This window comes from Leclercia sp. G3L, assembly GCF_021117075.1.
Lineage (GTDB): Bacteria > Pseudomonadota > Gammaproteobacteria > Enterobacterales > Enterobacteriaceae > Enterobacter > Enterobacter adecarboxylatus_C.
Genome location: NZ_CP088265.1, coordinates 4,580,487 through 4,592,682 on the forward strand (window position 1 = coordinate 4,580,487; position 12,196 = coordinate 4,592,682).

Sequence of the window (12,196 nt, forward strand, 5' to 3'; positions counted from 1 at the left end):
GCTGCGCTTACCGGGCATACGGGTCTCGTTGATTTTGTAGGTCGGGTAAGCGAAAGCGCCACCCGACAAGAGGACGACACTATGCTTTACCGTTTATGGACCTTGATCCGCAAAGAGCTACAGTCCCTGCTGCGCGAGCCGCAGACCCGGGCGATTTTGATTTTGCCGGTGCTGATCCAGGTGCTGCTGTTCCCGTGGGCGGCCACCCTGGAGGTGACCAACGCCACCATCGCCGTCTATAACGAAGATAACGGCAAACATTCGGTGGAGCTGACCCAGCGCTTCGCCCGCGCCAAAGCCTTTACCCACGTGCTGATCCTCAACAGCCCGCAGGAAATACAGCCGACCATCGACACGCAAAAGGCGCTCTTGCTGGTGCGCTTCCCGGCCGATTTTTCCCGCAACCTCGACACCCTGCAAACCGCGCCCATGCAGCTGATCCTTGACGGGCGTAACTCCAACAGCGCGCAGATCGCCGCAAACTACCTGCAGCAGGTGGTGAAGGAGTATCAGCAGGAGCTGATGGAGGGCAAACCGAAGCCGAACAACAGCGAGCTGGTGGTGCGCAACTGGTACAACCCGAACCTCGACTACAAATGGTTTGTGGTGCCGTCGCTGATCGCCATGATCACCACCATCGGGGTGATGATCGTGACGTCGCTGTCGGTGGCCCGCGAGCGCGAACAGGGCACGCTGGATCAGCTGCTGGTCTCTCCGCTGGCGACCTGGCAGATCTTCGTCGGCAAAGCGGTTCCGGCGCTGATTGTGGCCACTTTCCAGGCCAGTATCGTGCTAGCGATTGGCATCTGGGCCTATCACATCCCCTTCGCCGGTTCGCTTCTGCTGTTCTACTTCACGATGGTGATTTACGGGCTGTCGCTGGTGGGCTTTGGGCTGCTGATCTCGGCGCTCTGCTCGACTCAACAGCAGGCGTTTATCGGGGTGTTTGTCTTTATGATGCCGGCGATTTTGCTCTCCGGCTATGTCTCGCCGGTGGAGAATATGCCGGTCTGGCTGCAGAACTTAACCTGGGTAAACCCGATCCGCCACTTCACCGATATTACCAAGCAGATCTATCTCAAGGATGCGAGTCTGGACATTGTGTGGGGAAGTTTGTGGCCGCTACTGGTGATAGCGGCCGTGACGGGGTCAGTGGCGTACGCGATGTTTAGACGCAATATCGCGTAGCTTTTTGTCTTTGGTTAACAGTGAAACCACCGCTGGCCCGGCCAGGATCGCCAGGCCTGCAACGGCCAGTAAAAAGTTGTTTTGCAGCACGCGTGACAACAGCCACAGCACAATCACTGCCGCACCGAAATACCAGGTGGTGGTGAGCTCTTCGAGCACATCCGCCACTTCGCGCCAGCGTTCTTCATGATGACGCTGTAAAAAGAGCATCAGCAGTACGGTTACGCCGTACAGCATACATAAACCTAAGCCGACGCGCACCAGGGTGCCGCTCATCCAGGCCATCACCAGTACGGCCACCACCAATAAATGCAACATAATCTGCCAGCAACTCAGGCCGGTCGCGACGCGTATGCGTTGTTGCCACTTCATGGCACTCTCCTGAAGGATTTTACTCTGCTTGTTCAGACTATCGCACTTTACGGAAAATTCCGTAACACAGCACCTTTTTGTGACGACGACTACACTTTATTTTCATCAGGATAGTGACGCGGGAAGGAGTGTATGACCCAACAAACCCGGCATTTTTCGCTTAAAGTCTTAACGATCAACATTCATAAAGGATTCGCGGCGTTTAACCGCCGTTTCATTCTGCCCGAACTGCGCGACGCCGTACGTACCGTCAGCGCGGATATCGTCTGCTTGCAGGAAGTGATGGGGGCCCATGAAGTGCATCCGCTGCACGTAGAGAACTGGCCCGACACCAGCCACTACGAATTTCTCGCGGACACCATGTGGAGTGATTACGCCTACGGGCGCAACGCCGTCTATCCCGAAGGGCATCACGGCAATGCGATCCTCTCCCGCTATCCCATCGAACACTATGAAAACCACGATGTCTCGGTTGGCGAGAGTGAAAAACGCGGGCTACTCTACTGTCGGGTTGCCGTGCCGGAGCTGGCCATGCCGCTGCATGTGGCCTCGGTGCATCTGGGCCTGCGGGAAGCACACCGCCAGGCGCAGCTGCAGATGATGGCCGACTGGGTCAACGCCCTGCCCGAGGGCGATCCGGTCGTGGTGGCCGGGGACTTTAACGACTGGCGTCAGCGCGCCAGCCATCCGCTGAAAGCGGAGGCCGGGCTCGAAGAGGTGTTTACCCTCGCGCACGGCAGGCCTGCCCGCACCTTCCCGGTCAGGTTCCCGCTGCTGCGTCTCGATCGTATCTATGTCAAAAATGCCCATGCCAGCAGCCCTACCGCGCTGGCACTGAGTAACTGGCGTCACCTTTCCGACCATGCGCCGTTAAGTGCGGAGATTCATCTATGAAATGTTCATGGCAAAGCGGCAACCGGATTAAGCTGCTGGAAAATGGCGATCAATATTATCCGGCGGTATTTGCCGCCATCGATAAGGCCCAGAGTCGGGTGCTGCTTGAGACCTTCATCTGGTTTGATGACAGCGTAGGCCGCAAGCTGCATGCCGTTATCCTGCGCGCAGCCCAGCGCGGCGTGCATATCGAAGTGCTGCTGGACGGCTACGGATCCCCCGATCTCGATGACGACTTCGTCGGGGAACTCACCGCGGCAGGCGTGGTGTTCCGTTACTACGATCCACGCCCTCCTCTGTTCGGCATGCGTACCAACGTGTTCCGCCGCATGCACCGTAAAATTGTGGTGGTGGATGAGCAGGTGGCCTTCGTCGGCGGGATTAACTACTCCGCTGAACATATGTCGGACTACGGTCCGGAAGCCAAACAGGATTATGCCGTCCAGGTTGAAGGCCCGGTGGTGCAGGATATTTTGCAGTTTGTCGTGGAAAACCTGCCCGGCAAAGCCGCCGTGCGTCGCTGGTGGAAGCGGCGTCATCGCGCCGAAGAGAACAGGAAACCGGGCGAGGCCCAGGCACTGTTCGTCTGGCGCGATAACGAAGAGCACCGGGACGATATTGAGCGGCACTATCTTAAGATGCTCACCAACGCCCGGCGCGAAGTGATCATCGCCAACGCCTACTTCTTCCCCGGCTATCGCCTGCTGCACGCCATGCGTAACGCGGCGCGGCGCGGCGTGCGGGTGAAGCTGATTGTGCAGGGCGAGCCGGATATGCCGATCGTCACGGTGGGCGCGCGCTTGCTGTACAACTATCTGGTGAAAGGTGGGGTCGAGATTTACGAATACCGCCGCCGTCCGCTACACGGCAAGGTGGCGCTGATGGACGATCACTGGGTGACCGTCGGCTCCAGCAACCTCGATCCCCTCAGCCTGTCGCTGAATCTGGAGGCCAACCTGATTATTCACGATCGTGAGTTTAACCAGACCCTGCGCGACAATCTCTCCGCCATCATCGCCGAGGATTGCGTACGGGTTGATGAGACGATGGTACCGAAACGCACCTGGTGGAATCTGGGCAAAAGCGTGGTGGTGTTCCACTTCCTGCGCCATTTCCCGGCGCTGGTGGGTTGGTTGCCGGCCCATACGCCCAAGCTGGCGCAGGTGCCGCCCCCGGTACAGCCCGAAATGGAGACCCAGGATCGGGTCGAGGCAGGTAACACGGGAGTGAAACCCTGATGAGCAAAAAACATTCGCGCTGGCGTCTGGCTAAAAAGATCCTCACCTGGGTATTTTTTATTGCCGTTGCGGTGCTGCTGGTAGTTTACGCGAAAAAGGTCGACTGGACTGAAGTCTGGAAGGTTATCCGCGACTACGACCGTGTGTCGCTCCTGAGCGCGATTGCGCTGGTGGTGCTGAGCTATCTGCTGTATGGCTGTTACGACCTGCTCGGGCGTGTCTACTGCGGGCATAAGCTGGCCAAACGCCAGGTTATGCTGGTGTCGTTTATCTGCTATGCCTTTAACCTGACCCTGAGCACCTGGGTCGGGGGTATCGGGATGCGCTACCGGCTTTACTCCCGCCTCGGGCTGCCCAGCAGCACCATTACCCGCATCTTCTCCCTGAGTATCACCACCAACTGGCTGGGCTATATCCTGTTGGGCGGGGTGATCTTTACCGCCGGGGTCGTTCAACTGCCCGACCACTGGTACATAGACCAGACGACGCTGCGCATTCTCGGCGTGGTATTGCTGCTGGTGATTGCCGTTTATCTGTGGGCCTGCGCGTTTGCGAAGCGGCGCCATGTGACGATCAAAAAGCAAAAGCTGGTGCTCCCCTCCTGGCGTTTTGCAATGGCGCAGATGGGTATTTCAGCCGGTAACTGGATGGCGATGGGGGCGATTATCTGGCTGCTGATGGGCGAAGATGTGAATTACTTCTTCGTGCTGGGAGTGTTGCTGGTGAGCAGCATCGCCGGGGTGATTGTCCATATTCCGGCCGGCATCGGCGTGCTGGAGGCGGTATTTATCGCCCTGCTGGCCGGGGAGCATGTCTCTCATGGCACCATCATTGCCGCCCTGCTGGCCTACCGCATGCTCTATTACTTCCTGCCGCTGGCACTGGCGACGGTCTGTTATCTGGTGCTGGAGAGCCGGGCGAAGAAACTGCGGGCTAAAAACGAGCAGCAGATGGCGAAGTAATGATGGGAAATGCCGGGTTGCGCTGCGCTTACCCGGCCTACGGGTTTTGTAGGCCCGTGCAAGCGCAGCGCCGCCGGGCAGATTTGTAGGCCCGGCAAGCATCGCGCTGCCGGGCATCACCCTTAACGGCGGTTGCCGAAGATGCGCAGCAGCATCAGGAACAGGTTGATGAAGTCCAGATAGAGGGTCAGCGCCCCGAGAATCGAGTATTTACGCAGGTTTGAACTGTCACGCACGTCAATCTGCTCTCCGATATTTTTCAGCTTCTGCGTGTCGTAGGCCGTCAGGCCGACAAACACAATCACCCCGATATAGGTCACCGCCCACATCAGCGCTTCGCTCTTCAGCCAGAAGTTCACCAGCGAGGCCAGCACGATACCAATCAGCGCCATAAACAGCATGTTGCCAAAGCCGCTCAGGTCGCGTTTGGTGGTGTAGCCGTAGAGGCTCATCGCGCCAAACATCCCGCCCGCCACCACGAAGGTGCTGGCAATGGAGGAGTAGGTATAGACGATGAAGATGCTGGAGAGCGTCAGGCCGGTAAGCGCCGAATAGAGCATGAACAGCGTGGTCGCCATCCCGGCACTGAGCTTATGCACCAGCCCGGAGAGAACAAACACCAGCGCCAGCTGGGCGATAATCAGACCAAAGAAGGTAATTTTGCTGGAGAAAACGAACATCATTACGGCAGGCGTGTTTGCTGAAAACCAGGCGACAAACGCGGTAAGCAGCAGTCCGCAGGTCATCCAGCCATAGACCTGCGCCATATAGGTTTGCAGGCCGCTGCGGGTCTGCACGATGGAATCGGAACGGGGAAATCTGTCCATAACGCACTCCTTTTTAAGTGGACACACTGTTATAGACTAACACATCCCGCCAATCCGGCTACCAGCGGCTGGCAGCATCCTTGTCGCTGTCCCGGGACTCTACCCAGCGATCCCCTTCCGGCGTGGCTTCGCGCTTCCAGAACGGGGCGCGGGTTTTCAGATAATCCATAATAAACTCGCCTGCGGCAAAGGCGCTGCCGCGATGGGCGCTGGTGACGCCCACGAAGACGATCTCTTCCCCGGGCCACATCTCGCCGATGCGGTGGATCACCGTTACCCGGCCGAGCGGCCAGCGCTCGCGCGCCTGGTCGACGATCTCCGCCAGCGCCTTTTCGGTCATGCCCGGATAGTGCTCAAGGGTCAGGGCCTTCACGCTGTCGCCCAGATTATGGTTGCGCACTTTGCCGGTGAAGGTGACCACCGCCCCGTCTTCGTCGCGCTCCGCCAGCCAGCTGTACTCCGTGCCGACGTTGAAACGCGCCTGATCGACCACGATTTTGGTGTCAGTCATCTCAACCTCCGGTCACCGGTGGAAAGAAAGCCACCTCATCGCCCGGTTTGACCGGATGAGTGAACTCCACCAGCGTCTGGTTGACCGCCGCCAGCAGTTTGCCCGCGTCCAGCGCCAGCGCCCAGCGATCGCTCTGCGCCGCCAGATGCGCCCGCAGCGCCTCCACGGTATCGAACTCACTCTCCAGCGTCAGGCTGTCGGTGTTCACCAGCTCGCGCACCTGCGCAAAAAACAGCACTTTAATCATTATCTTGTACCCTGAAATCACCTGATTTACCGCCGCTTTTCGCCAGCAGGCGAACCGGGCCGATGACCATATCTTTCTGCACCGCTTTGCACATGTCGTAGATGGTCAATGCCGCCACGGAGGCAGCGGTTAAGGCTTCCATCTCCACCCCGGTTTTTCCCGTCAGGCGGCACAGTGATTCGATGCGCACCCGGTTATGCTCCGGCTCGGCCCGCAGGTTGACCTCGACCTTGCTCAGCATCAGGGGATGGCACAGCGGGATAAGATCCCAGGTGCGTTTCGCCGCCTGGATCCCGGCGATCCGCGCCGTGGCGAAGACGTCCCCTTTGTGGTGGCTGCCGTCAACGATCATTGCCAGCGTCTCGGGAAGCATGGTGACGAACGCTTCCGCGCGGGCTTCACGCACGGTCTCGGCTTTGGCGGAGACATCCACCATATGCGCTTCGCCAGCGGCGTTAATGTGGGTCAGTTGCGACATAGCTTACTTCTTTAGATGAGGATGGAAATTACACGGACGCGTACGGGCATCCAGCTGCGGAGCAATGATGTTTTCCCATGCGGTACGGCAGGCTTTAGTGGAGCCCGGCATGGCAAAAATCACCGTATTGTTGGCGATCCCAGCCACGGCGCGCGACTGCAACGTGGAGGTGCCAATCTCTTCGAACGAGAGCATGCGGAACACTTCCCCGAAGCCTTCAATCTCGCGATCGAACAGCGGCAGCAGCGCCTCGGGGGCCTGGTCGCCCGCGGTAAACCCGGTGCCGCCGGTGATCAGCACTACCTGAACGTTGTCGCTGGCGACCCAGCGCGACACTTCCGCGCGAATGGCGTAGCGGTTCTCTTTGACGATGCTCTTGTCGACGATCTGATGCCCCGCCTCATGGGCCGCATCGCGCAGCCAGTGGCCGGAGGTATCATCCTCTTCGCCGCGGCGTTCGGAAACGGTAAGGATAGCAATACGCGTCGGGATAAATTCAGCGCTTACCTGACTCATCTTCTGGTTCCTTTTGCGATTACCCGCCTATGTAGGACAGGTTCTGGGTGATCCCGGTGTTGCCCTGATGCAGGAAGTGGGTCTGTTTTTTGTGCATCAGCGCCTCAGAAATGCGCGCTTCCAGCGCCTGCTGCTGGGCGTCATCGGCCAGCAAATCGCGCAGGTCGACGCCGCCGTCGCCAAACAGGCACAGGTGCAGTTTACCCACCGACGAGACGCGCAGGCGGTTGCAGCTGGCGCAGAAGTCTTTTTCATACGGCATGATAAGACCGATCTCCCCTTCGTAGTCGGGGTGACAAAAGACCTGTGCCGGGCCGTCGCTGCGCTGGCGAAGCTGATGGATCCAGCCGCGTCTAAGCAGTTCATCGCGCAGCACCATGCCGGAGATGTGATGGCGGGAGAACAGGTCGCTGCCCTCGCCGGTTTCCATCAGCTCGATAAAGCGCAGTTGAATGCGGCGGGGCTTGATCCACGCCAGGAAGGTATCCAGCTGATGATGGTTCACATCGCGCATCAGCACGGTGTTGACCTTCACCTTGTCGAAGCCGGCCGCAAAGGCCGCATCGATGCCCTCCATCACCTGGTGGAATTTATCCTGGCCGGTGATGGCGTGAAACTGGCGGGCATCCAGACTGTCGACGCTGACGTTGATGGCCGTGAGCCCCGCATCGCGCCAGTCGGCGACATCGCGCGCCAGGCGATAACCGTTAGTGGTGACCGCAATCTGGCGGATGACGTCGTTTTCACGTACTGCGGCAATGATGTCGGTGAAGTCACGGCGCAGCGAGGGTTCGCCGCCGGTAAGACGGACCTTTTCTGTGCCCATGGCGGCAAACGCGCGCGTCACGCGGCGGACTTCGTCCACGGAGAGAAAGCCGTTATTGGTGATACCGCCGGGTTTGTAGCCGTCCGGCAGGCAGTAGGTGCAACGGAAATTGCACACATCGGTAATCGACAAACGCAGGTAAAAAAACTTACGCGCGAATGCATCGGTAAGTTGTGAAGCCATGTACACCTTTCCTGATACGGGAGGCACAGTCATTTCTTTCTGTACCCTGGTGGCGAAACCGCCACGGCCAGAGCACCATATCTGTCGACACAGGCGCAAAGGCTAGAGTGTATGTTTTCGATTAAGAAAACGTGGTTATGCCGATAGTAGCGTGTTAAAAGCAGTTTCGCTATTATCGTCTTTCGCTATATAAAGTTGTATATATCGACATGTTCGTGCCATTTCGATTCAGAATACGTCATTATAAAATTATTGCATTGATATATGTCATTTTGCCCCGGGCGGGACATCGTCATTTAGGGGTAGTTGAGTTACTGTTAAGGTGTTCGTCTTACTAAGGAATTTCTATGCGCAATCGCACTTTTGCGGATCTCGACCGCGTCGTCGCTCTCGGCGGAGGCCACGGACTGGGCCGGGTGATGTCCTCCTTGTCATCGCTCGGTTCACGGCTTACCGGGATCGTTACCACCACCGATAACGGCGGCTCAACCGGACGCATTCGTCGCGCCGAAGGGGGCATCGCCTGGGGTGATATGCGCAACTGTTTAAATCAACTTATCACCGAACCCAGCGTCGCTTCCGCGATGTTTGAGTATCGTTTTGGCGGTAATGGCGAACTTTCGGGGCATAACCTCGGAAATCTGATGTTAAAGGCGCTGGATCATCTCAGCGTGCGGCCTCTGGAGGCGATCAATTTAATCCGCAACCTGCTAAAAGTGGATGCGTTTTTGATTCCGATGTCCGAACTTCCGGTGGATTTGATGGCCATCGACAGTAACGACCATGAAGTCTATGGCGAAGTGAATATCGACCAGCTGCTTCTGCCGCCGAAAGAGCTGATGCTCTACCCCACGGTTCCGGCGACCCGTGAAGCAGTTGAGGCCATTGGTGAAGCAGATTTAATTTTGATTGGCCCGGGCAGTTTTTACACCAGCCTGATGCCGCTGCTGCTGAACAACGAGCTGGCCCAGGCGCTGCGCCGGACGCCTGCCCCCGTGGTTTACATCGGCAATCTGGGTCGCGAGCTCAGCCCTGCCGCCGCCGGGCTTTCGCTGCCCGCTAAGCTGGCCCTGATGGAGCAGTATGTCGGGAAAAAGATTATCGATGCGGTGGTGGTCGGGCCTTGTACTGATGTCTCAGGCATGGAAGGCCGGGTGGTAGTACAGGAACCACTTGAGGCGAGCGATATTAAGTACCGCCATGACCGGCATTTACTGCGCGTGGCGCTGGAGAAGGCGGTGCAGGCGTTGGGTTAAGACTGTGCGGCCTTTATCGCCCGGTGGCGCTAGCGCTTACCGGGCCTACAAGTTTAAGCCGTTCGTAGGCCCGGTAAGCGCAGCGCCACCGGGCACAAACTACGACGCGGCGATGAATAAATCCCGCAACTGATGCAGCTGGTCGCGGATCTGCGCGGCCTCTTCGAACTCCAGATTCTGCGCGTGCTGCATCATCTGCCCTTCCAGTTCGTGAATCTTCTGCTGCAGCGCTTTCGGCGTCAGGGCAACGGTATCGGCCTCCACCGGTGAGCGCGACTTGCCGCGGCCCTTCGCTTTGGTTTTGGCGATGTTCTGGCCGAGCGCCAGGATATCCACCACCTTCTTGTTCAGACCCTGCGGCGTAATGCCGTGCTCTTCGTTATAGCGCTGCTGCTTCTCGCGGCGGCGTTCGGTTTCGCCGATGGCTTTCGCCATTGACGGGGTGATCTTGTCGCCGTAAAGAATCGCTTTGCCGTTGACGTTTCGCGCCGCACGACCAATGGTCTGGATCAGCGAGCGCTCGGAGCGCAGGAAGCCCTCTTTATCGGCATCCAGAATCGCCACCAGCGACACTTCCGGCATATCCAGCCCTTCACGCAGCAGGTTGATCCCCACCAGCACGTCGAACTCGCCAAGGCGCAGGTCGCGGATGATCTCCATACGTTCCACGGTGTCGATATCCGAGTGCAGATAGCGCACCTTCTCGCCATGCTCCTCGAGGTATTCGGTCAGATCTTCCGCCATGCGTTTGGTCAGGGTGGTGACCAGCACGCGCTCGTTGATGGCCGCCCGGGCACGGATCTCCGACAGCAGATCGTCCACCTGGGTGCCAACCGGACGCACTTCGATAATCGGATCCAGCAGACCGGTCGGACGCACCACCTGATCCACCACTTCATCGCCCGATTTCTCCAGCTCGTAGTTGCCCGGCGTCGCGGAAACGTAGATGGTTTGCGGCGCCAGCGCCTCAAACTCTTCGAACTTCATCGGGCGGTTATCCAGCGCCGACGGCAGACGGAAGCCGTACTCCACCAGGGTCTCTTTACGCGCCCGGTCACCGCGGTACATGCCGCCAATCTGCGGAATGGTCACGTGGGATTCGTCCACCACCAGCAGGCCATCCGCCGGCAGGTAGTCAAACAGGGTCGGCGGCGCCTCGCCCGGCCCGCGGCCGGAGAGATAGCGCGAGTAGTTTTCAATACCGGAGCAGTAGCCCAGCTCGTTCATCATCTCGAGATCGAACTGGGTACGCTGGCTGATGCGCTGCTCTTCCAGCAGCTTGTTGTTGTCCAGCAGGGTCTTGCGGCGATCCGCCAGCTCTACCTTGATATCTTCCATCGCCTGCACGATGCGCTCGCGCGGGGTAACGTAGTGGGTTTTGGGGTAGACGGTGAAGCGCTGAATAATCGACTCCACGTGGCCGGTCAGCGGATCAAACAGGGACAGCCGCTCCACCTCTTCATCAAACAGCTCCACGCGCAGCGCGAAGTCGTCCGACTCCGCCGGGAAGATGTCGATGACCTCGCCGCGAACGCGGAAAGTACCGCGCTGGAACGCCTGATCGTTGCGGGTATATTGCAGCTCCGCCAGGCGCCGCAAGATGGCGCGCTGATCGATAATCATCCCCTGAGTCAGGTGCAGCATCATCTTCAGGTAGAGATCGGGGTCGCCGAGGCCGTAAATGGCTGACACCGAGGCTACCACCACCACGTCGCGGCGCTCGAGCAGGGCCTTGGTGGCGGACAGACGCATCTGCTCGATATGCTCGTTCACCGAGGCATCCTTTTCAATAAAGGTGTCGGAGCTCGGGACGTAGGCTTCCGGCTGGTAGTAGTCGTAGTAGGAGACGAAGTACTCCACCGCGTTTTCGGGGAAGAACTCTTTCATCTCGCCGTACAGCTGCGCAGCCAGGGTTTTGTTAGGTGCCAGCACCATGGTGGGCCGCTGAAGATCGGCGATCACGTTGGCGACGGTAAAGGTTTTACCCGAACCGGTCACCCCCAGCAGCGTCTGGTGTGCAAGCCCATCCTCCAGCCCCTCTTTCAGACGGCGAATCGCTTCAGGCTGATCGCCAGAAGGACGGAAAGCGGAATTCAGTTTGAACGGTTTACTCATGAACGGCGACCTGATGATGATTAATACGGCAAGTGTGTAATTTTACTCCTCATGGCTATTTTTGCCAGTAAATTATACTGGTTATAAACCCAGTAGCATCTGCGTGGTTTTGTGCCAGCAGCAGCGGGAATCAAGCAAAGCTGCGCAAAATTTCGGCTGTGACGGGATAAAATTCCATCAGGGGTCGGTTATCCCCAGAATTTTTTGTTTTTTAACATTTGTCAAGGCGAACCGCCGGACTTTAGCGCATCTGATTGACAGTTTGATGACAATGATTGCTTTTATTTAACGCCTTGATCTGCAATAAAGTTTTCAAAAAGACGCGTTTCGCAGCAATTCAGGCGCAGGCCGCGTATTCTCTCGCTTACCTTGTGTTTTCTAACTCTAATGCACATGGTTATCCACAGGAATAGTGGATAACTGTCTCCAGGCCATACGGAACGTGACTCGGCCCGTTCCCGGTTTTTCTCCCCAGCGCGACGGTAAAAAATTTTTATCACCCAATTATGGCGATCTTATGACAAAAATCAGCGAACGAACTGGTGAGGCATTGCTCACATTTTAATCAAAATAGTACCTGCAC

General features: G+C 57.9%; 13 protein-coding genes and 1 riboswitch. Of the genes, 5 read left to right on the forward strand and 8 right to left on the reverse strand.

Features of this window, described 5'->3' with window-relative positions:
- Nucleotides 1-81: 81 nt before the first annotated feature.
- Nucleotides 82-1,188: an ABC transporter permease gene (locus LRS40_RS23425; RefSeq protein WP_142488766.1), complete on the forward strand. Its 1,107-nt coding sequence runs from the start codon at nt 82-84 to the stop codon at nt 1,186-1,188.
- Here LRS40_RS23425 and LRS40_RS23430 read toward each other — a convergent pair.
- Nucleotides 1,150-1,560, reverse strand: a complete 411-nt coding sequence (locus tag LRS40_RS23430) for a YbhQ family protein (RefSeq protein ID WP_231312832.1) — start codon at nt 1,558-1,560, stop codon at nt 1,150-1,152. The genes LRS40_RS23425 and LRS40_RS23430 overlap by 39 nt on opposite strands.
- A 132-nt stretch (nt 1,561-1,692) precedes the next feature.
- Here LRS40_RS23430 and LRS40_RS23435 point away from each other — a divergent pair, with 132 nt between their 5' ends.
- The 3 genes from LRS40_RS23435 to LRS40_RS23445 are packed head-to-tail and all read left to right on the forward strand — an operon-like array spanning nt 1,693 to nt 4,654.
- Entirely contained in the window at nt 1,693-2,454 is a 762-nt protein-coding gene (locus LRS40_RS23435; protein WP_231312833.1) for an endonuclease/exonuclease/phosphatase family protein, read from the forward strand.
- A complete protein-coding gene (clsB, locus tag LRS40_RS23440; RefSeq protein ID WP_142488763.1) occupies nt 2,451-3,692 on the forward strand; it encodes a cardiolipin synthase ClsB in 1,242 nt (413 codons plus the stop codon). The genes LRS40_RS23435 and clsB overlap by 4 nt, the downstream gene beginning before the upstream one ends.
- Nucleotides 3,692-4,654 carry a YbhN family protein gene (locus LRS40_RS23445; RefSeq protein ID WP_142488762.1) on the forward strand — a complete coding sequence of 321 codons (963 nt, stop codon included), beginning with the start codon at nt 3,692-3,694 and terminating at the stop codon, nt 4,652-4,654. The genes clsB and LRS40_RS23445 overlap by 1 nt, the downstream gene beginning before the upstream one ends.
- Nucleotides 4,655-4,776: 122 nt before the next feature.
- Here the strand turns inward: LRS40_RS23445 and LRS40_RS23450 are convergent, their stop codons facing one another.
- The 6 genes from LRS40_RS23450 to moaA form a co-directional block, all read right to left on the reverse strand.
- A complete protein-coding gene (locus LRS40_RS23450) occupies nt 4,777-5,481 on the reverse strand; it encodes a Bax inhibitor-1/YccA family protein (protein ID WP_156263245.1) in 705 nt (234 codons plus the stop codon).
- A gap of 58 nt (nt 5,482-5,539) precedes the next feature.
- A complete protein-coding gene (moaE, locus tag LRS40_RS23455; RefSeq protein ID WP_231312834.1) occupies nt 5,540-5,992 on the reverse strand; it encodes a molybdopterin synthase catalytic subunit MoaE in 453 nt (150 codons plus the stop codon).
- A gap of 1 nt (nt 5,993) precedes the next feature.
- Entirely contained in the window at nt 5,994-6,239 is a 246-nt protein-coding gene (gene moaD, locus LRS40_RS23460; RefSeq protein ID WP_142488756.1) for a molybdopterin synthase sulfur carrier subunit, read from the reverse strand.
- On the reverse strand, nt 6,232-6,717 hold the full coding sequence (gene moaC / locus LRS40_RS23465) for a cyclic pyranopterin monophosphate synthase MoaC (RefSeq protein ID WP_142488755.1): 486 nt from the start codon (nt 6,715-6,717) through the stop codon (nt 6,232-6,234). Before moaC ends, moaD begins: the two co-directional genes overlap by 8 nt.
- Nucleotides 6,718-6,720: 3 nt before the next feature.
- A complete protein-coding gene (moaB, locus tag LRS40_RS23470; protein ID WP_156263243.1) occupies nt 6,721-7,233 on the reverse strand; it encodes a molybdenum cofactor biosynthesis protein B in 513 nt (170 codons plus the stop codon).
- Between the two features lie 19 nt (nt 7,234-7,252).
- Nucleotides 7,253-8,242: a GTP 3',8-cyclase MoaA gene (moaA, locus tag LRS40_RS23475; protein WP_156263242.1), complete on the reverse strand. Its 990-nt coding sequence runs from the start codon at nt 8,240-8,242 to the stop codon at nt 7,253-7,255.
- Nucleotides 8,230-8,364, reverse strand: a riboswitch (molybdenum cofactor riboswitch). (Overlaps the previous gene by 13 nt.)
- A 225-nt stretch (nt 8,365-8,589) precedes the next feature.
- Here moaA and yvcK point away from each other — a divergent pair.
- Nucleotides 8,590-9,498, forward strand: a complete 909-nt coding sequence (gene yvcK / locus LRS40_RS23480; RefSeq protein WP_231312835.1) for a uridine diphosphate-N-acetylglucosamine-binding protein YvcK — start codon at nt 8,590-8,592, stop codon at nt 9,496-9,498.
- A gap of 99 nt (nt 9,499-9,597) precedes the next feature.
- Here the strand turns inward: yvcK and uvrB are convergent, their stop codons facing one another.
- Nucleotides 9,598-11,613 carry an excinuclease ABC subunit UvrB gene (gene uvrB / locus LRS40_RS23485; protein ID WP_142488751.1) on the reverse strand — a complete coding sequence of 672 codons (2,016 nt, stop codon included), beginning with the start codon at nt 11,611-11,613 and terminating at the stop codon, nt 9,598-9,600.
- Between the last annotated feature and the right edge of the window lie 583 nt (nt 11,614-12,196).

What these genes read in the sequence shown, in the direction of transcription:
- moaA (WP_156263242.1), bottom strand. Translation starts at nt 8,242, where the DNA reads ATGGCTTCACAACTTACCGATGCATTCGCGCGTAAGTTTTTTTACCTG.
- LRS40_RS23450 (WP_156263245.1), bottom strand. Translation starts at nt 5,481, where the DNA reads ATGGACAGATTTCCCCGTTCCGATTCCATCGTGCAGACCCGCAGCGGC.
- clsB (WP_142488763.1), top strand. Translation starts at nt 2,451, where the DNA reads ATGAAATGTTCATGGCAAAGCGGCAACCGGATTAAGCTGCTGGAAAAT.
- moaB (WP_156263243.1), bottom strand. Translation starts at nt 7,233, where the DNA reads ATGAGTCAGGTAAGCGCTGAATTTATCCCGACGCGTATTGCTATCCTT.
- LRS40_RS23430 (WP_231312832.1), bottom strand. Translation starts at nt 1,560, where the DNA reads ATGAAGTGGCAACAACGCATACGCGTCGCGACCGGCCTGAGTTGCTGG.
- moaC (WP_142488755.1), bottom strand. Translation starts at nt 6,717, where the DNA reads ATGTCGCAACTGACCCACATTAACGCCGCTGGCGAAGCGCATATGGTG.
- uvrB (WP_142488751.1), bottom strand. Translation starts at nt 11,613, where the DNA reads ATGAGTAAACCGTTCAAACTGAATTCCGCTTTCCGTCCTTCTGGCGAT.
- yvcK (WP_231312835.1), top strand. Translation starts at nt 8,590, where the DNA reads ATGCGCAATCGCACTTTTGCGGATCTCGACCGCGTCGTCGCTCTCGGC.
- moaD (WP_142488756.1), bottom strand. Translation starts at nt 6,239, where the DNA reads ATGATTAAAGTGCTGTTTTTTGCGCAGGTGCGCGAGCTGGTGAACACC.
- LRS40_RS23435 (WP_231312833.1), top strand. Translation starts at nt 1,693, where the DNA reads ATGACCCAACAAACCCGGCATTTTTCGCTTAAAGTCTTAACGATCAAC.
- moaE (WP_231312834.1), bottom strand. Translation starts at nt 5,992, where the DNA reads ATGACTGACACCAAAATCGTGGTCGATCAGGCGCGTTTCAACGTCGGC.
- LRS40_RS23445 (WP_142488762.1), top strand. Translation starts at nt 3,692, where the DNA reads ATGAGCAAAAAACATTCGCGCTGGCGTCTGGCTAAAAAGATCCTCACC.
- LRS40_RS23425 (WP_142488766.1), top strand. Translation starts at nt 82, where the DNA reads ATGCTTTACCGTTTATGGACCTTGATCCGCAAAGAGCTACAGTCCCTG.